General features: G+C 61.5%; 21 protein-coding genes. 7 read left to right on the plus strand and 14 right to left on the minus strand.

What is annotated here, in order from left to right:
• Positions 1-14: 14 nt before the first annotated feature.
• Together PMI01S_RS10100 and PMI01S_RS10105 are read right to left on the minus strand one after the other, a co-directional pair.
• Complete coding sequence (locus PMI01S_RS10100; RefSeq protein ID WP_090473980.1) at positions 15-596, minus strand: YjfI family protein; 582 nt, start codon at positions 594-596, stop codon at positions 15-17.
• A gap of 347 nt (positions 597-943) precedes the next feature.
• Entirely contained in the window at positions 944-1,492 is a 549-nt protein-coding gene (locus PMI01S_RS10105; RefSeq protein ID WP_084319651.1) for a cysteine hydrolase family protein, read from the minus strand.
• A gap of 101 nt (positions 1,493-1,593) precedes the next feature.
• On the opposite strand from PMI01S_RS10105, the gene PMI01S_RS10110 reads away from it, so the two are divergent.
• The 3 genes from PMI01S_RS10110 to PMI01S_RS10120 all read left to right on the plus strand — a co-directional run bounded on the left by PMI01S_RS10110 (position 1,594) and on the right by PMI01S_RS10120 (position 4,750).
• On the plus strand, positions 1,594-2,589 hold the full coding sequence (locus PMI01S_RS10110; protein WP_084319652.1) for a GlxA family transcriptional regulator: 996 nt from the start codon (positions 1,594-1,596) through the stop codon (positions 2,587-2,589).
• A 303-nt stretch (positions 2,590-2,892) separates the two neighbouring features.
• Positions 2,893-4,002 carry a DUF3182 family protein gene (locus PMI01S_RS10115; protein WP_084319653.1) on the plus strand — a complete coding sequence of 370 codons (1,110 nt, stop codon included), beginning with the start codon at positions 2,893-2,895 and terminating at the stop codon, positions 4,000-4,002.
• Positions 3,992-4,750 carry an alpha/beta hydrolase family protein gene (locus tag PMI01S_RS10120; RefSeq protein WP_084319654.1) on the plus strand — a complete coding sequence of 253 codons (759 nt, stop codon included), beginning with the start codon at positions 3,992-3,994 and terminating at the stop codon, positions 4,748-4,750. The genes PMI01S_RS10115 and PMI01S_RS10120 overlap by 11 nt, the downstream gene beginning before the upstream one ends.
• Before the next feature lie 108 nt (positions 4,751-4,858).
• Here PMI01S_RS10120 and PMI01S_RS10125 read toward each other — a convergent pair whose 3' ends face one another.
• The 5 genes from PMI01S_RS10125 to PMI01S_RS10145 all read right to left on the minus strand — a co-directional run bounded on the left by PMI01S_RS10125 (position 4,859) and on the right by PMI01S_RS10145 (position 10,281).
• Positions 4,859-5,860 carry a lysylphosphatidylglycerol synthase domain-containing protein gene (locus PMI01S_RS10125; protein WP_084319655.1) on the minus strand — a complete coding sequence of 334 codons (1,002 nt, stop codon included), beginning with the start codon at positions 5,858-5,860 and terminating at the stop codon, positions 4,859-4,861.
• A complete protein-coding gene (gene clsB / locus PMI01S_RS10130; protein ID WP_084319656.1) occupies positions 5,847-7,142 on the minus strand; it encodes a cardiolipin synthase ClsB in 1,296 nt (431 codons plus the stop codon). The genes PMI01S_RS10125 and clsB overlap by 14 nt, the downstream gene beginning before the upstream one ends.
• Positions 7,139-7,936, minus strand: coding sequence for an endonuclease/exonuclease/phosphatase family protein (locus PMI01S_RS10135; protein ID WP_084319657.1), 798 nt, complete (start codon positions 7,934-7,936; stop codon positions 7,139-7,141). Before PMI01S_RS10135 ends, clsB begins: the two co-directional genes overlap by 4 nt.
• On the minus strand, positions 7,933-8,859 hold the full coding sequence (locus PMI01S_RS10140) for a DUF72 domain-containing protein (protein ID WP_084319658.1): 927 nt from the start codon (positions 8,857-8,859) through the stop codon (positions 7,933-7,935). Before PMI01S_RS10140 ends, PMI01S_RS10135 begins: the two co-directional genes overlap by 4 nt.
• A gap of 210 nt (positions 8,860-9,069) precedes the next feature.
• Positions 9,070-10,281 carry an MFS transporter gene (locus PMI01S_RS10145; RefSeq protein WP_084319659.1) on the minus strand — a complete coding sequence of 404 codons (1,212 nt, stop codon included), beginning with the start codon at positions 10,279-10,281 and terminating at the stop codon, positions 9,070-9,072.
• A gap of 309 nt (positions 10,282-10,590) precedes the next feature.
• Here PMI01S_RS10145 and PMI01S_RS10150 point away from each other — a divergent pair, with 309 nt between their 5' ends.
• Entirely contained in the window at positions 10,591-12,699 is a 2,109-nt protein-coding gene (locus PMI01S_RS10150; protein ID WP_084319660.1) for a mechanosensitive ion channel family protein, read from the plus strand.
• Positions 12,700-12,831: 132 nt separating this feature from the next.
• Here PMI01S_RS10150 and PMI01S_RS10155 read toward each other — a convergent pair whose 3' ends face one another.
• Positions 12,832-17,148, minus strand: coding sequence for a DEAD/DEAH box helicase (locus PMI01S_RS10155; RefSeq protein ID WP_084319661.1), 4,317 nt, complete (start codon positions 17,146-17,148; stop codon positions 12,832-12,834).
• A 325-nt stretch (positions 17,149-17,473) separates the two neighbouring features.
• Here PMI01S_RS10155 and PMI01S_RS10160 point away from each other — a divergent pair, with 325 nt between their 5' ends.
• Both PMI01S_RS10160 and pgnE read left to right on the plus strand, forming a co-directional pair.
• Positions 17,474-18,358, plus strand: coding sequence for a sugar nucleotide-binding protein (locus PMI01S_RS10160; protein WP_084319662.1), 885 nt, complete (start codon positions 17,474-17,476; stop codon positions 18,356-18,358).
• A complete protein-coding gene (gene pgnE / locus PMI01S_RS10165; protein ID WP_084319663.1) occupies positions 18,351-19,283 on the plus strand; it encodes a UDP-N-acetylglucosamine epimerase PgnE in 933 nt (310 codons plus the stop codon). The genes PMI01S_RS10160 and pgnE overlap by 8 nt, the downstream gene beginning before the upstream one ends.
• A gap of 86 nt (positions 19,284-19,369) precedes the next feature.
• On the opposite strand, the gene PMI01S_RS10170 is transcribed toward pgnE, so the two are convergent.
• The 5 genes from PMI01S_RS10170 to PMI01S_RS10190 form a co-directional block, all read right to left on the minus strand.
• Positions 19,370-20,068, minus strand: a complete 699-nt coding sequence (locus PMI01S_RS10170) for an OmpW/AlkL family protein (protein ID WP_084319664.1) — start codon at positions 20,066-20,068, stop codon at positions 19,370-19,372.
• Positions 20,069-20,289: 221 nt separating this feature from the next.
• Positions 20,290-20,808, minus strand: coding sequence for a DUF3299 domain-containing protein (locus tag PMI01S_RS10175; protein ID WP_084319665.1), 519 nt, complete (start codon positions 20,806-20,808; stop codon positions 20,290-20,292).
• A gap of 11 nt (positions 20,809-20,819) precedes the next feature.
• Entirely contained in the window at positions 20,820-22,085 is a 1,266-nt protein-coding gene (locus tag PMI01S_RS10180) for an ABC transporter permease (protein WP_084319666.1), read from the minus strand.
• A gap of 1 nt (position 22,086) precedes the next feature.
• Entirely contained in the window at positions 22,087-22,797 is a 711-nt protein-coding gene (locus PMI01S_RS10185; RefSeq protein ID WP_084319667.1) for an ABC transporter ATP-binding protein, read from the minus strand.
• A gap of 130 nt (positions 22,798-22,927) precedes the next feature.
• Entirely contained in the window at positions 22,928-23,506 is a 579-nt protein-coding gene (locus PMI01S_RS10190; RefSeq protein WP_084319668.1) for a DUF2796 domain-containing protein, read from the minus strand.
• A 134-nt stretch (positions 23,507-23,640) separates the two neighbouring features.
• Here PMI01S_RS10190 and PMI01S_RS10195 point away from each other — a divergent pair, with 134 nt between their 5' ends.
• Positions 23,641-23,985, plus strand: coding sequence for a hypothetical protein (locus PMI01S_RS10195; protein WP_084319669.1), 345 nt, complete (start codon positions 23,641-23,643; stop codon positions 23,983-23,985).
• A gap of 110 nt (positions 23,986-24,095) precedes the next feature.
• Here PMI01S_RS10195 and trxA read toward each other — a convergent pair whose 3' ends face one another.
• Positions 24,096-24,968 carry a thioredoxin gene (gene trxA, locus PMI01S_RS10200; RefSeq protein WP_084319670.1) on the minus strand — a complete coding sequence of 291 codons (873 nt, stop codon included), beginning with the start codon at positions 24,966-24,968 and terminating at the stop codon, positions 24,096-24,098.
• Positions 24,969-25,117: the final 149 nt, after the last annotated feature.

A 25,117-nucleotide genomic window follows, 5' to 3' on the forward strand; every position in this document is an offset into this window, starting at 1 on the left:
CTAATCCCGAATAATTAATTGAAGAAACGTTCGAAGGCTTCGCTGGCGCGCTGGACGTTGTCGACGAGGGTTTTCACCTCGGTCACGACGTTGGTCAGGCTCGAGTCGGAACTCAACGCGCCGAACATGTTGTAAACGACCTGGCCGTTGGGCATGGACTCGATACCGATCGACGACAGCGGAAACATTTCCCGGCTGCGCAACACGGCCTCATTGAAGGCCGGCACGTCCTTGATCGACTCGATGTCGACCAGCACGGTATCGACGATGATCTGGTCGCCCACCACTGCGATGTAAATCGGCAAGCCACCGAAGTCGTTCATTTCCAGCTTGATGCTGGACTCGGAGCCTTGAACCAGGGAGAGGGTGATGTCGTTCGAGACCACTTCGTCCAGGGCTTGAAGGGCGCTGTAGAGGCGATCGATGTTCCAGGTGTTACCTGCGCTCATGTAATTCTCCGACATGAATGAGCCAGCCAGAATCGGTTGGCGTAGCTGTTTCTCCATCTGCTTGAGCAGGCTTCGGTTTTCGGGAAGCACCCAAGTCTCGTGTTTCACATAACCGGCGGCACCCAGGCCCGCGCGCATCTGCTTCATGTAGAAGCTCGACGGTTTTTTCGCGGACGGCTTCGAGCGCTCTCCCTTGCGGCTCGCGGAATCGGTCACAGAACCGGAAGCCGGATCTGGTGGAGAGCTGCTGTTCATGATGCTGACCTCGTTGTGAAAAAACTCACGCGTGAGAAACACTACAGGCAATTTCCGCCGCCCTCAATAGCTCACGCGTGAGATTTTTTCGGGCTATTGAACCTGTGGGTTCACAACTGATGTGTACGTCACGCACCACTGTGGGAGCGGGCTTGCTCGCGAAGGCGCCGGGTCAGTCAACGTTGATGTCAACTGACCCGGCGCCTTCGCGAGCAAGCCCGCTCCCACAGGTTTTCGTCTTAACCAGCCAGGAACTCGTCGGTAGACACCACGCTGGCATACGCAAAACCCAGCGCCGACATGAAGGCTGCGTGAACGTGGGCGGCCGGAACGGTGAGGCCGTTGAACTCCAGATCCCGTGAGGCACAGGCGTCGTGAATGACGGTGACGACATAACCCATGTCAGCGGCGGCACGGGTAATGCCGTCGACGCACATGTGGCTCATGCTGCCGACCACCACCAGTTCCTTGATGCCTTGTTCGTCGAGGATCGACTTCAGTTCGGTTTCGCGGAACGAGTTGACGAAATGCTTGAGCACCACCGGCTCGTCGGCGCGGTTGAGGACTTTGGGGTGCAGCTTCGCGCCTTCAGAGCCGGGGGTGAAGAACGGCGCTTCATCGGAGGTGAATTCGTGGCGAATGTGCACCACCGAATCGCCGGCATCGCGGAAGGCCTTGATCAGGCGGACGGCATTGTCCGCAGCGGCATCCGCACCGACCAGCGGCCACTTGCCCTGGGGGAAGTAGTCGTTTTGGATATCGACTACGATGAGTGCTTGCTTGGCCATGACTGTTTCCTCGAGTGTGTGTTGGGTGTGGAATGAAGTATCGGGTCTGGCGGGCCGTCCGAGGATTGGCCGCACCGACAATAGAAGGGGGAAAACTGACAATGGACGCACAAAGGGCAATCGCCGAGCTGGGCGTGCTGATTTATCCGGGCGCGCAGATGGCGGCGGTGCACGGGCTGACGGACTTGTTCGGGGTGGCGAACCGGATTGCCGCCGACTATCAGGCGGCGCAGTTGCCGCTGTTGCGGGTCAGCCATTGGCAGGTCGATGGCGATCAGGCGCCCAAGCGCGTCTACGACAGCCATCCCGCGCCGGACGGTGCATTGGTGGCGGTGTTGATCCCGCCGTCGATTGCCGGTTTTTCCGAAGGACAGGCGCCGCAAGGCTTGCTGAGCTGGATTCGGCAGCAACACGCACAAGGTGCGACCCTTGGCGGCGTTTGCGTGGGCTCGATTCTATTGGCCGAAAGCGGTCTGCTCGACGGCCGCAGCGCTACCACCCACTGGACCTCGGCCAAGGCCTTCGCCGAACGTTACCCGGCGATCAGACTCAAGGCTGATACACCCATCGTCGATGACGGCGACCTGATTACCACCGCCGGGTTAATGGCCTGGTCCGAGCTGGGTTTGCGTCTGGTCGACCGGCTGCTGGGGCCGAGCATCGCCACCGGCACGGCGCGTTTTCTGGTGGTGGAACACAGCGACAGCGCGAGCGAATGCGGCAGTAATTTTTCACCGATCCTCAGCCATGGCGACGCCTCGATTCTCAAGGTTCAGCACTGGCTGCAAAGCACGGGGGCGACGGATGTGTCGCTGACGGCGATGGCCGAACGGGCAGGGCTGGAAGAGCGCACGTTCCTGCGCCGATTCCGCGCCGCGACCGGGTTGAAACCCACCGAATACTGCCAGCACCTGCGGGTCGGCAAGGCTCGGGAAATGCTTGAATTCACCAACGGCACCATCGATCACATTGCCTGGACCGTGGGCTATCAGGACCCGAGTGCCTTTCGCGCGACGTTCAAGAAGATAACCGGGCTGGCGCCGAGTGATTATCGGTCTCGGTTTGGCGTGACGCCGACTGCCGCCATGGCTCGTTAGCCAGAACGCCGCAGATCAAAATGTGGGAGCGGGCTTGCTCGCGAAGGCGGCATGTCAGTCGACATTGATGCTGACTGACATGCCGCCTTCGCGAGCAAGCCCGCTCCCACAGTTGATCTGTGCAAGGCGAGAGTCGTGCAAAATGCCGGAACTGAAACAGGTGTCGTGCAGAATAAGACAGGCGTAGTGCTATCACCTTTTCAACAACTTCTTGATTTGCCGCTCATTTCACACCGGGTGCCATTGGCCTGATCTCTGCACCCCTACCACTACATTCATCTAGCGCCGATTGAAGGGGGACGCATGACCCCAACAAACCGCAAGAAGCTGGTAGTCGCCCATTCGGTGCGCCCCGACGCGCCACAACATGAAGTCGAAACCAACCGCGCGCTGGCCCGTTGGCTCGCGCTTATCCTCGGGCTCAAATTCGGTGGCAGTTACGATCCCGAACGGCACAGCGGTCGAGACCTTTATCTGTTGCCCACTCAAACCCTGGTCGGTGCCGCTGCCGCGCGACAGCTCGGAGTCAGCGGACCGGAGGATTTGTGGGGTGGCTACGTCGAGCATGATTTCATCTGCACCAAAGCCATCAGCCACGGCCTGCGCAACAAGAATGCCCATGCTCCGCAAGGTTGGTCGCCGCTGTTTTCCGAGCGGGTGCGCAGCGTGGTGCTCGATGGCTTCAGCGTGTTTTCCTTCGACGATGCGCGTCCTGCGGCGGAACACTTGCTGTACAGCGGCCCGATTCGCTTGAAGCCGATTCATGCCTGTGCCGGGCGGGGTCAGGAGGTGATCAAGAGCCTTGATCAGTTCGACGAAATCCTGGCCAGGCCCGAGGCCCAAACACTGTTCACCGAAGGCGTGGTTTTGGAACAGGACCTGACCGATGTGGTGACCCACAGCGTCGGGCAAAGCTTCATCGGCGACAACGTGCTGAGCTATTGCGGTGATCAATACTTGACCAAAGACGCTCAGGGCGAGCAGGTTTACGGAGGGTCCAACCTGCTGGTGGTGCAGGGTGACTACGACGATCTGCTCAGGCTGGATCTGCCCGATGAGGTGCGATTGGCGATCCGGCAAGCCCAGGTGTTCGACAACGCCGCGAATGAGGCCTATCCCGGTTTCTACGCGTCGCGTCGCAACTACGACATCGCGCAAGGCCTGGACACTAACGGCCGGCAGCGCAGCGGTGTACTCGAACAGTCCTGGCGCATGGGCGGCGCGAGCAGTGCGGAAGTGGCGGCGTTGCAGAGTTTCGTCAATCACCCGGGCATGCGCGCCATCCGCGTGTCTTCGGTGGAAACCTACGTCGATCAGGCGCTGCCGGCGGACGCCATCGAGGTGTACCGCGGGCCGGCGCAAAACAGTGAATTTCTTCTCAAGTACGTAACGGTCCATTCCTATGACGGCTAGAAGCGAAACCATTCAGATCGACATCGACGATGAACAGATGAGCGGGACTTTTCTCAGCCCCAAATCGAAAGTCCCCGGCGTGCTCTTCGTGCACGGCTGGGGTGGCAGCCAGGAACGCGACCTTGAGCGGGCAAAAGGCATCGCCGGTCTAGGCTGCGTGTGCCTGACGTTCGACTTGCGCGGGCACACCGGCGGGACCGGCATTCCGCTGACGCGGGTCTCCCGCGAAGACAACCTGCGCGACCTGCTGGCGGCATACGACCGATTGCTCGCGCACCCGGCGCTCGATACCTCGGCGATTGCCGTGGTCGGCACCAGTTATGGCGGTTACCTGGCGTCGATCCTGACTTCCTTGCGGCCGGTACGCTGGCTGGCGCTGCGGGTGCCGGCGCTGTATCGCGACGAGCAATGGCATACGCCCAAGCGCGATCTGGACAAGATGGATTTGCGTGATTACCGCAGCACGCTGGTTCGTGCCGACAGCAATCGCGCGTTGCACGCCTGTTCGCAATTTACCGGGGATGTGCTGTTGGTGGAGTCTGAGAACGACGACTACGTGCCACACGCGACGATCATGAGCTACCGCGCCGCGTGCCAGCAGACGCATTCGCTGACGCACCGCATTATCGACGGTGCCGATCACGCATTGAGCGAGCCGGTTTCGCAACAGGCGTACACCTCGATTCTGGTGGACTGGATTACCGAGATGGTGGTGGGTGAGCGGTTGAGTATTATCCAGTCGACATGAGATTTGCAGTGTTCTCGAGATCATTCGCGAGCAAGCCCGCTCCCACATTGCAATGCGGTCTAATGTGGGCGCGGGCTTGCTCGCGATAGCGTTTTCAAAGGCACCCAATCACTTGGGCTTTTTCGCAATCCGCAGCGACTTGGCCTTGGCCTCGACAATCAGATACATCACCAACGTAATCAGCAACGGCAAGATAAAATAAATCGCCCGATACGCCAGCAACCCCGCCACCAGGCTCCCCCGCGAAACTTCATGCTGCAGCAATGCCACAAACACCGCTTCCAGCACCCCGAGCCCTGCCGGAATGTGGGTGATGACCCCGGCGATGGCGCTGATCAGCAACACCCCGAGTACCAGCGGATAATCCAGTTTGCTCGGCAGCAAGGTGAAAATCACCGCCGCCATCAGCGACCAGTTCAGTGCGCCGAGACACAGTTGCAGGATCGCCATGCGCAAGGAAGGCAGGTTGATTTCCACGCCCCGAATGGCCCACTCGCGCCGCGTGGAAAACCGACACGCCGCCAGATAACCCGCGCTCACCAGCAATAATAAAATCCCCACACCTTGCAGCGCGTCAGTGCTGAGTTTCCAACCGGGCGGCATGCGCACCAGGCCGCTGCTGAATACCGCGCCGGCAATCACCATGTAGCCGAACCAGTTCGTCGCCAGGCTCAGGCCGAGGATTTTCGCGATGTTGCTTTTGCTCACGCCGAGTCGCGAATACAGACGATAACGCATGGCGATGCCACCGACCCAGGCGCTGAGATTGAGGTTGAACGCGTAGCTGATGATGCCCACCGGCAGGATCTGCTTCCAGGTCAGGTCCTGACGAATGTAGGTGCGGCCGATCAGGTCGAAGCAGGCGTACACCAGAAAACTCACCAGCGTCAGCCCGGAGGCAATGATCAGCGTGCGCACCTTGAAGTCGGCAAGGTTGTCGAACACCTCGCTCCATTCGATGCGCTGGGCCAGCATCGTGAAGAGCACGATCAGCGCCAGGAAAAACACCATCGTCAGCGGTTTTTTCCAGCGGCTCCAGCGTGATTTTTTTATCGAGTCGGGTGTCGGGCTGTCGGCGTGAGGCGCCGGGTGCGCTTCAACGCGGTTCATGATGGTCGCCTCCATCGAGGTGGGTGAAGGGTTTCAGGCGCGGCTTGTGTGCCGGCAGCCAGCCGGCCCACGCCGGGAAGTGCCGCAGAAAGTGAAACACCAGGAAACCGACGGTCATGTGCCAGACCCGTCCGCGCGGGGATTTGTCCGCACACATGGCTTTGCAGTGGTTGTTGCTCAGCGTTTCGAGGCGTTCGAACAAGTCGCGGTTGAAGGCACGATCGCGGATCAGCACATTGGCTTCCAGGTTCATCGACAGGCTCAGCGGGTCGAGGTTGCTCGACCCGACGGTGCTCCAGTCCTCGTCCACCAGCGCGACTTTGCCGTGCAGCGGGCGCTCGCAATATTCATGAATCTGCACTCCGGCCTTGAGCAGGTAGTCATAAGTCATGCGCGCCGCCAGTTTGGCCACCATCATGTCCGGCTGACCTTGCAGAATCAGCCGCACCTCGACGCCACGGCGGGCGGCGTTGCGTATCTCGCGCAGCAGGCGATACCCGGGAAAGAAGTAAGCATTGGCGATGACTACGCGACGCTGGGCGCTGCGCAGGACTTGTCGATAAACCTCTTCGATATCGGTCTGGTGATCGCCGTTGTCGCGGTACACCAAGCGAACCTGGCCATCGTGATCGCTGAAAGCCAGTTCCGAACGCCGCTGCCGCCTTCGTTGCCACCAGTATTTGGCCCGCGCCGGACGACCACTTTGCAGCAGGGCGAAGTGATGAATGTCGGCCACCGCCGGGCCTTGCACTTCAACCGAGTAATCCTGCTTGGCCTCGGGGCCGAAGTCGGCCAGATGGTCAGCGGAAAAGTTGATCCCGCCGATGAACGCGATCGTGCCGTCGACCACCACGATCTTGCGGTGCAGGCGCCGAAACCAATTGGTGCGAATGCCGAGCCGTTTCGGCGCCGGGTCAAATATCTGAATGCGCACGCCGGCCTCGCTCAATGCGGCGAGATAGCCGGTGGTCAACTCGCCGCAGCCAAAACCGTCGAGGCTGGCGGTGACCCGCACGCCGCGTTGCGCCGCTTCGATCAGCACTTGCTGCAGTTCGTTGCCAACCTTGTCCTCGAACACGATGAAGGTTTCCAGGAGGATTTCAGTCTTGGCCTGGCGCATGGCCTCGAACACCCGCGGAAAATATGCTTCGCCATTCTCCAGCAGTTCCACCAGGTTGTTGCCCTGCCAGCCGTACTGGACGTCGACCGCGCCGGGCTCACGGATCGGCGGGTTGGTGGACACGTGTTCCACGGTGCTTTTCTCCATCGGAGCGCTGCTCATAGCTCGATCTCCACCGATAGCGGTGCGTGGTCGGAAAGGTGCGACCAAGGCCGCGTCGCCAGGACTTTCGGGTGGCTGGCCTTGAGGTTGCGCACGTAGATGCGGTCCAGGCGCAAGGCCGGCAAGCGGGCCGGAAAACTGCGCGCCGGTTTGCCGTGGTGTTCGGCAAACACCTCGCGCAAACCACAAGGCTTGAGCAGTGCATCGGCGCGCTGGCGCCAGTCGTTGAAGTCGCCGGCGACGATCACCGGTGCAGCGCTCGGTAACTCTTCGAGACGCTGGGCCAGCAGCTTCAGCTGTTCATTGCGATGGGTTTCGCGCAGCCCCAGATGGACGCAAATGGCGTGCACTTCCGGGCCGTCGCCGGGCAGGCGCAATACGCAATGCAGGATGCCGCGGTTCTCGTGTCCGCTGATGGACACGTCGAGATTGTCGTGGCGAATGATCTGGAATTTCGACAGCAGCGCATTGCCGTGATCGCCCTCCGGGTACACCGCGTTGCGTCCGTAGGCGAATTGCGGCCACAGCGTGTCGGCGAGAAACTCGTACTGCGGCATCGTCGGCCAGTTGCTATAGCGCCGAGGGTGATGTTCGTGGGTACCGTGGACTTCCTGTAAAAACACCACGTCGGCGGATACGCTGCGCACCGCTTCACGCAGTTCCGGCAGGATAAAACGCCGGTTGAACGCGGTAAAACCCTTGTGCGTGTTGACCGTCAGCACAGTGAAACGGCGCGCAGCGGCCATGGCTGGCGGTTGATCATCGGCGGCATTGAACGGCTCGGGCCCATTCATGGCAGCACCCCTTCGGCAGCAGGCACGCCGGGGGTGGTGGCGAGGCGCTTGTCGAGATGAAAATATTCGAGCAAGCGACGGGCATCGAAGGGGGCGCGGACCTTGATGTCATTGTCGAAATAGCAAAACACTTCCCGGGATTTGCGCGCCTTGGGCTTTTGCCGCGGTGCGATCAGTTGCGGGTCCGAGGGTTGTCGGCCGTGGTTCCAGGCGTCGATCCGCTCGCCCCAGCGTTCCAGCGCTTGGGCGGTGTAACCGCTGGCATAGAGTTCTTCGGCGCCGTGCAGGCGCAGGTAGACGAAGTCGGCGGTGATGTCTTTGCGATACGGCCATTTTCCGGCAGTGTCAGCGATCACCAGGGCGACGTTGTGGCGTTTGAGCAGGCGCACAAACGCCGGGTCGACGAACGTGTCGTTTCTGATCTCGACGGCATGACGCAGTGGCTTTTTCTTGTACGCCTTCATGCTGGCGTGACCCTTCACATGCGAATCATGCTGGCGGGCGAGGCTGGCCGCTTCTTCAGTGTCGCGGGGCAATTGTTCTAGAAAGTGTTCGAACAGCTCGGCGTCGAATTTGAAGCTGGGCGGGAATTGCCAGAGGACAGGGCCGAGTTTTTCCTTGAGTTCCAATACCCCTGAGGCAAAGAAATTCGCCAGGGGTTTGTGGATATCCCGCAGGCGTTTGATGTGGGTGATGAAGCGCGGGGCTTTGATGCTGAAGACGAAGTCTGCCGGGGTTTCGTCGTACCACTCAGCGTAACGTTCGGGCCGTTGCAGGGCGTAAAACGATCCATTGATTTCGATGCTGTTGACCGCCCGTGACGCGAACTGCAATTCGCGCTTCTGGGTCAGCCCCTTCGGGTAGAAATCCCCCCGCCAGGGTGTGTAGCGCCAGCCTGAAATACCAATGTGGATCGCCGCCATATCGCCTCCCGCCTGATGGTCCCCGGTTGCCCCTGTCTTTTGATGACTGCGGGGCAAGCGAGAAAGTTTCGACGGGGCTACGGACGGTGCACAGCTTGAATAGACACACAGACCTGCAGGAGCCGGCTTGCTGGCGATAGCGATGGCACATTCAACATCTATGTGACTGACACACCGCTATCGCCAGCAAGCCGGCTCCTGCAGGGGGACTCAGTGGCCGGCGACGACGCGGGTCGAGCCTTCAGCCGGCTCGGCGTACACCGGGCCCAGACGATCAAGACGACCGCTCCACGCGGTCAGCGCCAGCGCCACCAGCACCACCAGACCACCAATCCACGCGGTGTGGATCAGGCCCATGTGAGCGACGATCAAACCACCGCCCCACGCGCCACCGGCAATGCCGAGGTTGAACGCAGCGATGTTCAGCCCCGACGCCACGTCCACCGCCTGCGGCGTGTGATGTTCGGCCTGACGCACCACATACACCTGCAAGCCCGGCACGTTGCCGAAAGCAACCGCGCCCCAGACCAGCACGGTGGCCAGCGCCAACCATGGGTTACCGGCGGTGAAGGTCAGCACGAACAACACGGCGGCGAGCAGGGCGAAGATGATTTTCAGGGCGCTGATCGGACCGCGTTTGTCGGCCAGTTTACCGCCCCAGATGTTGCCGACCGCCACCGAGATGCCATAGACCAGCAACACCAGGCTGACAGTGCTGGCGCTGAAACCGGAGATGTCCTGAAGAATCGGCGCCAGGAACGTAAACGCAATGAACGAGCCGCCGTAACCGACCGCTGTCATCGCATACACCAGCAGCAGACGCGGTTGCTTGAGCACCTGCAATTGCTGCAATAGCGAAGCCGGTTTGCTGTGGGCGATGTTCTTCGGCACGTAGAGCAGGCTGCCGACGAAGGCGATCACACCCAGTGCAGAGACGGCGAGGAAGGTTTCACGCCAGCCGAAATGCTGACCGATGAACGTCCCCAGCGGCACGCCGGTGACCAGCGCGACCGTCAGGCCGGTGAACATGATCGCAATCGCGCTGGCGGCTTTTTCCTTCGGCACCAGGCTGGTGGCGATGGTCGAGCCGATCGAGAAAAACACCCCGTGGGCCAGGCCAGTGACGATTCGCGCAATGATCAGCGATTCGTAACTCGGCGCTTTCCAGGCCAGCAGGTTGCCGAGGGTGAACAGCACCATCAGCGACAACAACAGCAGTTTGCGCGGGACCTTGCCGGTGAGGGCGGTCAGCACCGGGGCGCCGATGGCAACGCCCAGGGCGTAGAGGCTGACCAGCAGGCCGGCGGACGGCAGGCTGACGCCGAGGTCGGCGCCTATGGTGGGTAACAGGCCAACGATGACGAACTCGGTCGTCCCGATGGCAAAGGCGCTGAGGGTCAGCGCGAGCAAGGCAATGGGCATGGCTGCAACTCCGGTGGATTGATTGATGGAGCGCAGTGTCCGGGTTTGGGTTGTGCGGAAAAATAGAGGGGTGGGCATTTGATATTTGCCTTAGGCGCAAATATCGCCTCCGAGCGAACACGCAGTCCTTTGTAGGAGCCGGCTTGCTGGCGAAGGTGGCCACCAATGCACCGCCGTTCTTGAGGGACTCATCGCCAGCAAGCCGGCTCCTACAAGGTTGAGTGTCAGAGGAAATCGGGGTGAAAACCGAACTTGCCGGGCATTTGCCAATCAGTTCCTTACAGACCCTTTTCAAGGAGCTCCCCCGTTTTGCTCAAGTTCAAGACCGCAATATTGCTGGGAGCGTTGCTGTTTCTGGGCAGCAACGAACTGGAAGCCGCCACTGTGCCGGGACTTCCCGCCGCAGCCGAAGAGCCGGCAAAACCTGAACCGCTGGTCCAGGGCGGTTTGCTCGGGGCGATCAGTTCCAGCATCGACGACGTACAGGACAAGCTCGACCTCAACGAAAACCTGGTCGACGCCTGGCGCATACGGGCGGATCGGGCGGCGGATGAAGTCGACAAACTGGTGAATCAGCCTTCGTCTCGATCACCGATGAGCGTGGTCGGCGATTTCCTGTTGTTGTCCGGCGTCTGGCTCGGTGTGTTCGCCTTGCTCACAGTGCTCGGTGCACTGCTGGACAAACGCTTGAGTGAAGGGCGTTTTTTCCGAAAACGGCAGCGCAGCCAGGACCTGCTCGGCTACCTGCTGCCGTACACGATTCCCGCGTTGATCTGCCTGCCGCTGACGTTATACGTCAGCCATTTTCTGCCGAACTCGGTGGGCCGCGCGCTGGCCTTGTGTTTTGCCTACGCCACCAGCAGCGGCATTTTCTCCACCTCGATGTTCTTGTGCGTGATCGTCATGTTCAACACCGGGCACAAGCGCCGGGCGGTGCAGATCATTCGTGATTACTGCCCCAAACCGCTGTTTCTGATCGGCTTCCTTGCGGCGCTCAGTGACGCCTTGACCAGCCCGCAGATCGCCCGGCAACTGGGTGGCAACATCACCAGCAGCATCGCCGTGTTTACCGGCCTGTTTGCTTCAATCATCTTTGGATTACTGGTGATCCGCCTGAGGCGTCCGGTGGCGCATCTGATCCGCAACCGGGCGCTGGCGCAGCGCTTGAAACAGCCTTCATTGCAGGAATCCCTGCGGATTTTTTCAGGGCTCTGGTACTGGCCGATTCTGCTGATGGTGATGGTCTCGGCGATCAACCTGATCGGCGTCGGCGAGGACAATCAGAAAGCCCTGCGCTGTGCGTTGTTCACCACCATTCTGCTGATCGCCACGGTGTTCCTCAGCACGATTTTCCAGCACCTGTTCAAGTCCGGAAAAGCCCAGGCGATCCAGCGCAGCAGTGCCTACAAGGAGCGCTTTCTCAGCTTGCTGCATGCGCTGTTGCGGATTGTCATGGCCGTGGCGTTCATCGAAATCCTCGGGCGGATCTGGGGCGTGTCACTGTTCGAGTTCGCCGAGCGCAACTCGGTGGGCCGGGCGATCAGTGAATCGCTGAGCAGCATGGGCCTGATCTTCCTGGTGACCTGGTTGCTGTGGGTGGTGCTCGATACGGCGATTCAGGAGGCACTGAAGCCGCCGATCAATAAACGCACGACACAGCCCAGTACGCGGGTAAAAACCATTCTGCCGCTGCTGCGCAACGCGATCAAAATCATCCTCGTGGTGATCTGCGCAATCACTACCATGGCCAACCTCGGGATCAACGTCGCACCGCTGTTGGCGGGTGCCGGGGTGGTCGGCCTGGCCATCGGTTTCGGCTCGCAGCAATTGGTGCAGGACGTGATCACCGGCCTGTTCATCATCATTGAAGACACGCTGTCGATTGGTGATTGGGTGGTGCTCGATTCCGGGCATGCCGGCACCGTCGAAGGCCTGACCATCCGCACCTTGCGTCTGCGCGACGGCAAAGGGTTTGTGCACTCGGTGCCGTTCGGGCAGATCAAAGCTGTGACAAACCAGTCGCGGCAATTCGCCTATGCGTTTTTCTCGGTGCAGTTCACCTACGACACCGACGTGGACAAGGCCATCGAGCTGATCCGCGAGGCGGGGGAGTCGATCCGTGAGGACGCGTTTCTCAAGTACAACCTGCAAGGGCCGCTGGATGTGTTTGGTGTCGACAAAATGGACCTCAACGGCGTGGTGCTGACGGCGCAGTTCCGTACGGTGTCGGGTGGGCAGTATGCGGTGAGCCGGGCATTTAACCAGCGCTTGAAAAAGCTTGTGGATAACAGCCCGTGGGTGCATTTCGCGCAGACTTACCCACAGCAGGTTTTGATGCCGAAACATGCGCTGGCAGATGATGGGCCGGTGGCCGAAAATTCGCCGGTGATGCTGCCAGATCAGCCGCGCACTCAATAGTTTGCGTTGTTACTACTGGCCTCATCGCGGGCAAGCCCGCTCCCACAGGTTTTTCGGTGAATTCAGATCTTATTAACAACAGAGATCATTGTGGGAGCGGGCTTGCCCGCGATGAGGCCCGTCCAGACAACCTCAATGCCGGGTCAGTTTGTTGTGCAATTCAGCAGTCATTTGCTGATCCAGCTCTACCCAATAAACCTGCTTGCCCGCGATCTCGGCAGCCGCCGGAAGACCATCGCGATACACCAGCCGATTACTCGCCAACGCCGGTACTTTCGCGCCGGGTAACAGCGTGCCCGCCAGGTTCAGCGGATCAACCCCGCACACCGCGATCAGACTCCCGTCATGCGCCCGGCGCCGCACTTCCCGCAGCAACGGAATCGCCTCGGGCAAGGCAAACTGCTCACCGGCCAGACCACTGACGAACCGCCCGCCGCGAATCTCGCCGCGGGCCTCCAGCCGATGGAATGTGCGCAGCAATTCGCGCCAGCTCGGCAACCAGTCCGCTTCGCGCTCCAGCAGGCGCCAGAACACCACGCCGTAGCGGCGCAGCAAGGTCATCGCGATGTGTTCCAGCGTTTCGTTCGGTGTGGGTGCCGGACGTTTGTTATCCACCACCGGCGCGGGTGGTCCGCGTCGAAGCAAGGCCCAGCGCCCGGCATCGTCCATGCCGCCGATAAACGCCCCGCGTCCGCGTCGGCTGCTGCGGGCCTGGCGTTTACTCGCCGGCGTGATCAGCGCCCGCAAACCGGCAAAGCTGTCCGCGTTCACCAGCCCGGCGCCGACCAGTTCCTGCAAGGCGATTTCCAGCTCCGAGCGCAGCAGGTGAGCCTCGTGAATCAGCTCATCGAAAAACAGTGCGCCGTGCTGACTGAGGGCTTCGTAGACCTTTTGCGTTTTCGGCGACAGTTCACTGACCGATGTCTGCTCAGTCAGACTGCTCCACAACCCAACCTGACTGCGCGGCAGCAGCACGATGGGCGTGCTGCGCAACGCGGTGCTGGCGCTTTTGCTGCGCGCAGTCAGGCGCGTCCAGACCAGTTTGCCGCTGCGGCACAGGTCATCCAGCCAGCTTGTCGAATAATCTTTGATCCGCGCTGGCAGAATGTCGCTGTCCCAGGCGGAAGCAGCGGCAGGGTAGCCTTCGAATTGACCGACAATCGCTGGCAACACGGCGTTGCCCTGGCCCTGGGTCGCCGCAGAAAGATGCTGCCAGTCGAACAGAAAACGCATGAAATCCTGCAGCGCCACCGGTTCGATTTCCCGCCGCAAGCGCTTGACCGTGTAGCGATGGATCCGTGCCAGCAGGTGCCGTTCGGACCATTCTTCCTGATCGGCGCCAGGGGTAAATCGCCCGCGCAACACATAACCTTCGCGTTCAAGTTGCGCCAGCGCCTGGGTGATGTGTATCGACGGTAATCCCAGCGGTTCGGCAATCGCGTTCAGCGGCAACGGGCCAAACGCGCTGAGCCGCGCGCGGATGACTTCCAGCACCGCCTCGTCCGGCTCCCACGCCTCATCGAACCCCGGAAGCGCCTCCAGCGACGGGACTAATTTTGCCTGTGGATAAATCGCCCGCAGACACGTCAGTCGTTCAAGCGCCAGCCACAGGGATCGCTTGGCATCGACCTGCAAACGACTGGCGCGACCGCTCTCGGCAAGTGCGTTCAGCCAATCGGGCCACTGCGGATTGGCCTGCGCCTCGGCTTCGCTGATGCACGCCAGACTCATCAGGGCCTCATGCATTTCATCAAGGCCGGTCGGCGTCGGCCAGGCCTCATCGCGCACCGCTTGAATCGCCTCGGCATCCAGTGCGCCGAGGTCGTCGGTGGATTGCGGATCGGTCCAGCGCCGGTTGAGCACAGCCTGGGTGCGGCGCTCTTCCAGCGGCGCGTCATCAAGAAAGGTGTAAGGCCGGGCGCTGAGAATTTCTGCGGCCAGCGGCGATGGCGCCGGCAGATCGCGGCTGATCAGGCGAACGTCACCGCTTTCCATGCGCCGCAACAAGGCCAGCCAGCCTTCGCAGTCCATGGCTTCGTGCAGGCAATCGTCGAGGGTCTGTTCCACCAGTGGATGCTCGGGAATCTCGCGCTCGCCGGCGAGGTTTTCCACGCAGGCGATCTGGTCGGGGAACACGCTGGCGATCAGGTCTTCGCTTTTCATCCGCTGAATCTGCGGCGCGACTTTGCGCCCGCCGGTGTAACGCGGCAACGCGAGCGCGACCCCGGCGTTCCAGCGCCAGCGCACGCCGAACAGCGGCGCATCGAGTACTGCCTGGATCAGCAGGTGCTCGGCGCTGTTGCTGTGCAGGTAGCGCCAGACCTCATCGAGCTCGAAACTGTGGCTGGTGGACAGCGAAAGGACAATCGCGTCTTCGCTGGCAGCGGCCTGCAATTCGAAATTGAAGGTGCGGCAGAATCGCTTGCGCAAGGCCAGGCCCCACGCACGGTTGATGCGGCTGCCGAACGGCGTGTGGATGATCAGTTGCGTGCCGCCGGACTCGTCGAAAAAACGCTCCATCAGCAGCGTGTCCTGCGACGGCAGGGCCCCCAGTGTCAGGCGCGCGCGGGCGAGGTAATCCACCAGTTGTTCGGCGCTGGCGAGGTTCAGGCCGAGGGTATCGGTCAGCCAGTCGAGGGCGGGCTGCAAGTTGCCGGGCGTGGCGCCGAGCAGTTCATCGAGTTGTGCTTGCAGACGTGCCACGGCGAAGGACAATTCCGCGCTGCGCCCCGGCGCTTCACCCAGCCAGAATGGAATGGTCGGCGGCTGCCCGTGAGCGTCCTCGACCCGGACCTTGCCCGTGTCGACCCGCAGGATTCGGTACGACGTATTGCCCAACTGAAAGATATCGCCGGCGATGCTTTCCACGGCGAAGTCTTCGTTGACGCTGCCGATGTTCAGCCCTTGCGGTTCCAGCAGCACGCTGTAGTCGGCGTTGTCCGGAATGGTGCCGCCGCTGGTCACGGCGGTCAGTTTGCTGCCGCGGCGACCACGCAGCGTGCGCGTCACGGCGTCGCGGTGCAGGTAGGCGCTGCGGATGCCCTGGCGACTGTTGTAGCCTTCGGCGAGCATCTGCAGCAGTGCCTGATAATGCGTTTCGTCGAGTCCGGCGTAGGGCGAGGCTTTACGGAAAACCTCCAGTAGCGCTTGCTCCTGCCATTCCTGGCAACTGACCTCGGCGATGATCTGTTGGGCCAGCACGTCCAGCGGCGCCTGAGGAATCTGCAAGGTATCGAGTTCGCCCCGACGCACGCAGTCGAGCAGGGCGGTGCATTCGATCAGGTCATCGCGGGTGATGGCGAACAAGCGTCCCTTTGGCGTGCCGCCGACCTGGTGTCCGGAACGGCCGACCCGTTGCAGAAATCCGGCAATGGAGCGCGGCGAAGATATCTGGCAGACCAGATCGACGTCGCCGATGTCGATCCCCAATTCCAGCGACGCCGTGGCGATCAACACTTGCAGGTCGCCGCGCTTGAGCCGCTGTTCGGCGTCGAGGCGAAACTCCTTGGCCAGGCTGCCATGGTGGGCGGCAACCGCTTCCTTGCCGAGACGTTCGCTCAAATGCCGGCTCAGGCGTTCGGCCAAGCGTCGGGTGTTGACGAAAATCAGCGTGGTGCGGTGTTCGCGGGCGAGGACGGCGAGACGGTCGTAGACCCGTTCCCAGACATCATTGGCCATGACGGCGGACAACGGCACCGGCGGTACTTCGATGCCCAGATCCCGTGGGCGGGCGTGGCCGATGTCGATGATCTCGCAGTCACGGTCACGACCGACCAAAAAGCGTGAGACGGCTTCGATCGGTTTTTGTGTGGCAGACAGGCCGATGCGCATCAACGGTGCTGCGCACAACGCCTGCAAGCGTTCCAGGCTCAGGGCCAGATGACTGCCGCGTTTGCTGGCGGCGATGGCGTGGATTTCGTCGACGATGACCGTGCGCGTGGTGCCGAGCATCTGCCGGCCGGAGTCGGAACCGAGCAGCACGTAAAGGGATTCCGGGGTGGTGACCAATATGTGCGGCGCCGTTCGGCGCATGGCCGAGCGCTCTTTCTGCGGCGTATCACCGGTGCGCACGGCGGTGTTGATCTGCAATTCGGGCAGGCCCATGACGCGCAATTGCTCGGTGATGCCAGCCAGCGGGTTTTGCAAGTTGATCTGGATGTCGTTGGACAGGGCTTTGAGCGGTGAGACGTACACCACCAGGGTTTCGTTGGGCAGCCCGCCTTCATTTTCCAGTCCGCGATGGACCAGATCGTCGATGACCGCGAGAAATGCCGTGAGGGTCTTGCCTGAGCCGGTGGGCGCAGCGATCAGGGTCGAACGGTGCTGGCGGATCAGCGGCCACGCCCGGGCCTGGGCGGTGGTGGCCGTCGGGAAGGTGTTGCTGAACCAGGCACTGACGGCGGGGTGGAAGCCTGCCAGGGCCGTGTCCGTGGAGATGGGCAGATTCATGGGGTAATTAATGCGGATGGGGAGCTGAAGATGCAAGTACCGCTTGGGATCTGCGCTGTACTTCAGGGCCCTATCGCGGGCAAGCCCGCTCCCACAGGGTTATGTGTTGAGCCAATATTCTGTGGCCATCCGATAAACCTGTGGGAGCGGGCTTGCCCGCGATGAGGCCGGAAGCAGCACCACAAATCCCGGGGAACTACACTTTACGGATGACGGTTGCGCACTAAACCCGCAAAATGCAACGATTCCGGCATCTATCAACGGCATCGCCCGCGAGCGGTGTCGATAAAGCCATTGTTCCAATCAGACTGGGCCTGCTGACTCTATGCGAATGCGCCTTATGTTACTGGGCGGCGGAAATGCCCTTGGGCAGGCGCTGATTCGCCTCGGTGCGGAAGAAGACATCGGCTTCCTCGCCCCCCGCCCACCGCAAGACGGCTGGGATGCCGCGAGCCTGACGCAACTGCTCGACGACACTCGGCCGGATGCGTTGATCAACCTCGCCTACTACTTCGACTGGTTTCAGGCGGAGACGGTCAGCGAGCTGCGTCTGGCCGGGCAGGAGCGCGCCATCGAGCGTCTGGCCGAACTGTGCCAGCACCACAACATCGTTCTGCTGCAACCCTCGAGCTATCGCGTGTTCGATGGCTCCCGGGCGACCGCTTACAGCGAAAAAGACGAGCCGGTGCCGCTGGGCCTGCGTGGTCAGGCCTTGTGGCGGATCGAGCAAAGCGTGCGCGCGACCTGCCCGCAGCATGTGCTGCTGCGGTTCGGCTGGCTGCTCGATGACAGCCCCGAAGGCACCCTCGGACGTTTCCTGTCCCGCGCAGAACAACCTGACGAGCTGCTGATGGCCGATGATCGCCGTGGCAACCCGACGCCGGTGGACGACGCCGCTCGGGTGATCATTTCCGTGCTCAAGCAACTCGATTGCGCGGCGCCGCTGTGGGGCACCTACCATTACGCCGGGCACGAAGCGACCACGCCGTTGGCGCTGGGGCAGGCCATTCTCACCGAAGCCCGCGCGCTGCATCCGCTGGCCATCGAAGCGCCGACCGCCCAGGCTCACGCCGCGCGCCCGGACGCTGCCGAAGAACCGCAACATGCGGTGCTGGCCTGCAAGAAAATCCTCCACACCTTCGGGATCAAGCCCCGCGCCTGGCGTGCTGCACTCCCGGGTTTACTGGACAGGTTCTATCGCCATGGCTGACGGCCCCGTTTTAATCACCGGCGGCGCCGGTTTCATTGGCTCGCACCTGACCGACGCCTTGCTCGCCAAGGGCCATACGGTGCGGATTCTCGATGACCTGTCCACCGGCAAGCGCAGCAACCTGCCGCTGGATAACCCTGGGGTCGAGCTGATGGTCGGCGACGTCGCCGATGCGGCGCTGGTCGCCAAGGCGATGGCCGGTTGCAGTGCAGTCGCGCACCTGGCGGCAGTGGCTTCGGTGCAGGCCTCGGTTGACGATCCGGTGAAGACGCACCAGAGCAACTTCATCGGCTCGTTGAATGTCTGCGAAGCCATGCGCCAGACCGGCGTCAAGCGTGTGCTGTTTGCGTCCAGCGCAGCGGTCTATGGCAATAATGGTGAAGGCGAATCGATCAACGAAGACACGCCCAAGGCACCGTTGACACCCTACGCGTCGGACAAGTTGGCCAGTGAGCATTACTTCGATTTCTACCGTCGCCAGCATGGGCTGGAACCGGTGATTTTCCGCTTCTTCAACATCTTCGGCCCACGCCAGGATCCGTCCTCGCCGTACTCCGGGGTCATCAGCATTTTCAGTGAGCGGGCGCAGAAGGGCCTGCCGATCACGGTGTTCGGCGACGGTGAGCAGACGCGGGATTTCGTGTACGTCGAGGACCTGGTCCACGTGCTGGTGCAAGCCATCGAGAAACCGCAGGTTGAAAGCGGCGCGGTCAATGTCGGCTGGAACCAGGCAACCACGCTCAAGCAAATGCTGGAAGCGCTGAAAGTGGTCGTCGGCGAGCTGCCGTCGGTGAACTACGGCCCGGCGCGTTCCGGTGATATCCGCCATTCGCGGGCGAACAACCAGCGGTTGCTGGAGCGTTTTACTTGCCCGACGCAGACACCGATGAGTGTCGGCCTGGCACGGTTGTTGGGACTTCTGTAGGCGCGAACAAGCCCGCTCCCACAGGTGACCGGGTCGTTCAGATGAACGCGGTCTAATGTGGGAGCGGGCTTGCTCGCGAAGGCGGCTTAGAACTTGTAACCCAGACCCACCATGTAGATGAACGGATCGACATCCACATTGACCTTGGCCCGAGTGCCAGGGGCAACGGCGTTGTTTTCCACGGTCGCCTGGGTATCGATGTCGATATAGCGCACCTGGCCGTTGAGCATGATGTTGTCGGTAATCATGTAATCAGCACCGACCTGGAACGCCATGCCCCAGGAGCTTTTCGCCTTGAAGTTGCTGAAGCCGTTGGCCTGGGCTTCGCTGCCGACGTGTTCGTCGTAGATCCAGGTGTAGTTGATACCGGCGCCCACGTACGGCTGGAATGCGGACTTCGCGTCCAGTGGGTAGTACACGACGCTCAGGGTCGGCGGCAGGTGTTTCAGGGTGCCGAGTTTGCCGTTGGCCGAGCCCAGGGCAGTGCCTTTGATTTTCACGTCATGCTCGAACGGCGAGGCGGCGAGCAGCTCGATACCCCAGTGGCTGTCGAGCATGTAGGCGAAGTTCAGACCCAGTTGAGTGTCGCTGCTCATAGTGGCCTTGCCACCCAGATCGGCGCCGGCCAACGGGCCTTGATCGACCTTGACGCTGGAGCTGTCGGCTTTCGGGTTGACGGTGATCGCGCCGGCGCGAACGATGATGTCGCCCGCCTCGTGGGCGTAGGCGAGCGGGGCTGCGAGCGCGAGGGCAAACAGCGAAGCGCTGAGCAAAGACTTGTGCATGTGGGCTCCAAAGGACGTTGAAAATGTTCGATGTCCAATGGTACGGAGCCGTCTGGTACGGTCTTTTGATTCAGCTCAATGAAACGGTGATGGCCCCGATTTTTGCGGAACCTTTGCTGGCCCCTTCGCGAGCAAGCCCGCTCCCACAGGGATCACCTAAATCCTGTGGGCGCGGGCTTGCTCGCGAAGGCTATTTATAAAACACCCCATGACCACCGGATTCACTCCGGTAATTCATACACATAAATCTTGTCCGCCTCCATCTGATACCCCGCATCCGCCAACTCACTGGTCGACGCCTTGACCTGCAACGGCCCCTCGATCCAGTACGGCTGATACAGCTCATCGAGCTTCACGCCGACTTCGCTTTTCACATGCACGATCTGGTTCGACGGTGGTGGCGGCACATGGATGCAGGCGCCGAAATACGGCACCAGCAGAAACTCCGTGGTACGGCCTTCTTCACTCACTTCCAGCGGCACGATGTAGCCCGGCAGGCGAATGTTCTGACCGTCGAGGCTCTTCACCACCGGCGCATTGGGCATGTCCTGTTTGGCGGCGGGCGCCGACTCGGCGGACAACGCATTGCCCATCTGCGACAGGTCATGCAGGGGCGTCATGTTCGGCACTTCCGGCATGGCGTCCGGCGGAATCATTTCCGACCAGGTCAGCTCTTTCGGCTCGGCCGCCCACAACGGCAGGGCAACCAGCATCAACAGCGCAAGCAGAGCGCGGGGCATCGTTAACGTCCTCATAGTCGGACCGACAGGCCATCGGCCAGGGATTGGCGATACGCGCGCCAGGCCGGCACGCTGCCCATCAGCAGGGCGGCGATCAGGATGCCACCGAGCAGCGTCCATTCATATTCACTTGGCCACGCCAGCGGCAGATACAAGCCGTAATTGGCTTGCACATAACCCTGTGCGGCGGCGATGCACACGTAAAGCAGGGCTACGCCGACGATCACGCCCGACAGCGCCAGGGCGAACGCCTCCAGCACCAGCAACGTTGCGATGTGCCACGGCCGGGCACCCACCGAACGCAGAATCGCCATCTCGCGCCGACGTTCATTCAGGCTGGTGAGAATCGCCGTGAGCATGCCGATCAGCCCGGTCAGCACCACGAACAGCGAGACCACGAACAAGGCTTTTTCCGCCGTGCTCATCAAACTCCACAACTCTTGCAGCGCCACGCCCGGCAGGATCGCCAGCATCGGTTCACCGCGAAATTCGTTGATTTCGCGCTGCAGCGCAAAGGTCGAAATCTTGCTGTTGAGGCCGAGCATGAACGCGGTGATCGCTTGCGGCGTCAAGTCCATGTTGCGCGCCTGATCGGCACTGATCCGGCCTTGGCCCTGGGCGGGCACACCGTTGTGCCAGTCGATGTGAATCGCTTCCATGCCGCCGAGGCTGATATGCAGCGTGCGGTCCACCGGGGTGCCGGTGCGTTTCAGAATGCCGACCACGGTGAACGGTTTGTCGTCGTGTTTGACCAGGCTGATCACCGCCACACCGTGGGCCAGCACCAGTTTGTCGCCGAGCTTGTAGTGCAGCGCATCGGCCACTTCTGCGCCGAGCACCACTTCGAACGGGTCGGTGGCGAAGGCGCGGCCTTCGGCCACTTCCAGGTGTTGTTGATGGCCGTACTGGTAATGCTCGAAGTACGCCTCGGTGGTGCCCATCACCCGATAACCGCGATGGGAATCGCCGAGGGACATCGGGATCGCCCACTTCACTTTCGGGTTATTGGCGAAGTGTTCGAAGCTGTCCCAGCGGATGTTGTTGGTGGCGTTGCCGATGCGGAACACCGAGTACAGCAACAGGTTCACCGAGCCGGAGCGGGCGCCGACGATCAAATCGGTGCCGCTGATGGTGCTGGCGAAACTGGCCTTGGCTTCGGTGCGCACCCGTTCCACGGCCAACAGCAGGCAGACCGACAGGGCGATGGCGAACGCAGTGAGGATCGCGGTGAAGCGGCGGTTAGCCAGGCTGGCCATGGCTAGACGAAACAAATACATCTCAGACCTCGGACGGGGTGGCGGCGCGATTGAGATCGGCCAGCGACAGGTGGCGATCGAAGAGCGGCGCGAGGCTTTGGTCGTGGCTGACAAACAACAGGCTCGACCCGGCTTCACGGCATTCGGCGAACAGCAGGCGAATGAAGTTTTCGCGAGCGTCGTAATCCAGCGCGGAAGTCGGTTCGTCGGCGATCACCAGTTCCGGCTGACCGATCAAGGCACGGGCGGCGGCGACGCGTTGTTGCTGACCGATGGACAGCGAATCGGCGCGGCGGCTGAGGATGCTTTCATCCTTCAGCCCCAAGTGGGCGAGGAGGGTGGCGGCCGCTTGATCGACGCTGCCGTGGCGCTGGATCGCCCTTTGAGCGCGCAGCTTGGAGAAGTGGCAGGGCAATTCAACGTTCTCGCGCACTGAGAGAAACGGCAGCAGGTTGAACTGCTGGAAGATGTAGCCGGTGTGATCGACCCGGAAGCGGTCACGCGCGCCGGCGCCGAGCTCGGTCAGTTCCTGGCCGAGCAGGCGAATGCTGCCGCGATCGGGTTTTTGCACGCCACCGAGCAGGCCGAGCAGGGTGGTCTTGCCGCTGCCGCTCGGGCCTTTGAGGAACAGGGTTTCACCGGGTTCCAGGCGGAAGGCCGGAATGTCCAGCAGTGGCGGGTGACCGGGCCAGCTGAAGCCCAGGTCGGACAGTTCGATGAGTGCTTGGGTCATGGCGCCGATTTCATGAGTGCTGATGACCTGTCGGAGCCGGCTTGCTGGCGATACATGCGTCGCGGTCCATGAATGAAACCGCGTTATCGTTCATCGCCAGCAAGCCGGCTCCTACAGGATCATGGTGGATTCAGAGTTTGAGGGCGGCAGCCTTGGCCGTCACTTCTACTCCTTGCTGCCCGCTCGGGCTGATCAGTTGTACCTGAATTTTCTGGGTCGCCGGGAAGGTGTTGAAAATGTTCGCCAGGTCCAGGGTTTTCAACGCACCCGGGGCCGCGCAGGTGAATTGATAGTGCGCGTGGATTTCGCTGTGATCGTGGTGATGTTCGTCTTTGGCATCGGCGTCGTGATCATCATCGGCGTCTGGCTTGTCACCAAACAGCGGGCTTTCCAGTTCCTGGGTCGCCACCACACACCCTGCGGCTTTCGGCAGGTTGAACAGGGCCAGCGGTTTTTCCAGCTGCGCACGGACGGCGGCGACTTTGGCCTTGTCGGCATCGGTGGTGGCCGCGTGTTCGAAACCCACCAGGTTCATCGCCGGGCTTTCCAGTTCCAGCTCCAGAGTCTGGCCATCCAATGCCGCGTTCAGGCGACCGACGCCATGTTCGTGGGCGCCAAGGCTGCCGTGCTCATGGTCATGTTCATCAGCGGCGTGGGCGACAGCCAGCGGCAACAGGGCAAACGGCAAAGCGAGCAGCAGACGACGCATGGTGGGTCTCCGTAAGTAAAGTGAAGAGATTGTTATGTAATCTTATAACGTAAGTGCGGAGAGTTTGACCGCCCGCTTGGCGTTGCACAAGTCCCATGGGAGCATGTGGGTCAGAAATGTGCAGGAGCAGGCTTATGTTGCGGATACGCGGAACTGTCGGCGACTGGCCGGTGGATTTGACCCTGGAGATGGACGACGGTGACTGGGCACGGCTCGGCGCGCAGTTGCAGGTGGTCAAGCCCGAAGCCAGTGCGGTGCCGGCCAAACCGGTGAATCAGGACGATGCGCAGTGGCAGATCGCAAAGGATTTGTTGCGCAAGGCCGGGCAGTTGAGCGGGCCGGATTTGCTGGATCAACTGGAAGGACTGACCGGCAGCGCGGCGTCGGGCAAGCGCTTGTTGGTGCGCTTGCGCCATAGCGCCGAGGTGAAAGTGTCGAGCGGCGGGGATACGCCGCTCTACAGCTGGATCGAATCGTAAGCCCGAGGAGGGTCCCGATCCTGTAGGAGCCGGCTTGCTGGCGATGGCCGCGCCGCGGTGTCACTGATCAACCGCGTCTCGGCCATCGCCAGCAAGCCGGCTCCTACAGATCAATACAGCGCAGCAAACAACTTGCGGCGATACGTGGTCACCAGCGGGTGATCATTGCCCAGCAGTTCGAACACCTGCAGCAAGGTCTTGTGCGGCAAGCCCTCGCTGTAGCTGCGATTGCGGATGAACAGCTTGAGCAACGCATCCAGCGCGGCATCGTACTGCTGACGGGCCAGTTGCTGGATCGCCAATTGATACACCGCTTCATCGTCCTGCGGATTCTTCGCCAGACGCGCCTTCAGGTCCGCGGCATCCGGCAGGTCCTTGGCCTGGCCGAGAAACTGGATCTGCGCTTTTGCGCCGGCCAGCGCAGCCTTGTGTTCATCGCTTTTCACCGCGTCGAGCACGGTCTGCGCTTCACCCAGCTCGCCGCGCTCCGTCAGGCAACGGGCATAGAGAATCAGCGCCTTGGCGTTGGTGTTGTCTTCACCCAGCAGCACTTTGAGAATGGCTTCGGCGTCGGCGAAACGACTCTCGTCGAACAGCGCCTGAGCCTGTTCGAACGGATCAGCCGCCGCCGGTGGCGGCATCTGTACGTGAGGCTCAAGCATCGCACGGACGGCGGATTCCGGCTGCGCACCGGCAAAGCCATCCACCGGCTGGCCATCCTTGAACAACACCACGGTCGGCAGGCTGCGAATGCCGAAGCGGGCAACGATGTCCTGTTCGAGGTCGCAGTTGACCTTGGCCAACAGCAACTCACCCTGATAGCTCTCGGCAATGGTCTGCAGCATCGGCATCAGCACTTTGCAGGGCGCACACCATTCGGCCCAGAAATCCACCAGCACCGGTTTGTGGAAAGAGTTCTCGATCACCGACTGGTCGAAATCAGCGGTCGTGGCGTCGAAGATGTACGGCGTTTCCTGACTCATGGGAGATCTCGTAAAAGCGTGAATGGGGCAACTATACGGCTTGGTGGGGGGTGGCCGGAAGCGGAGTGGCTGTTGGTGATGGGTTGTCTGACAGGACGCTTTCGCGAGCAAGCCCGCTCCCACATCGGATCTGCGGTGAACCGGGCTTT

Origin of the sequence: Pseudomonas migulae NBRC 103157, from assembly GCF_002091715.1 — a bacterium.
Taxonomy (GTDB): domain Bacteria; phylum Pseudomonadota; class Gammaproteobacteria; order Pseudomonadales; family Pseudomonadaceae; genus Aquipseudomonas; species Aquipseudomonas migulae_A.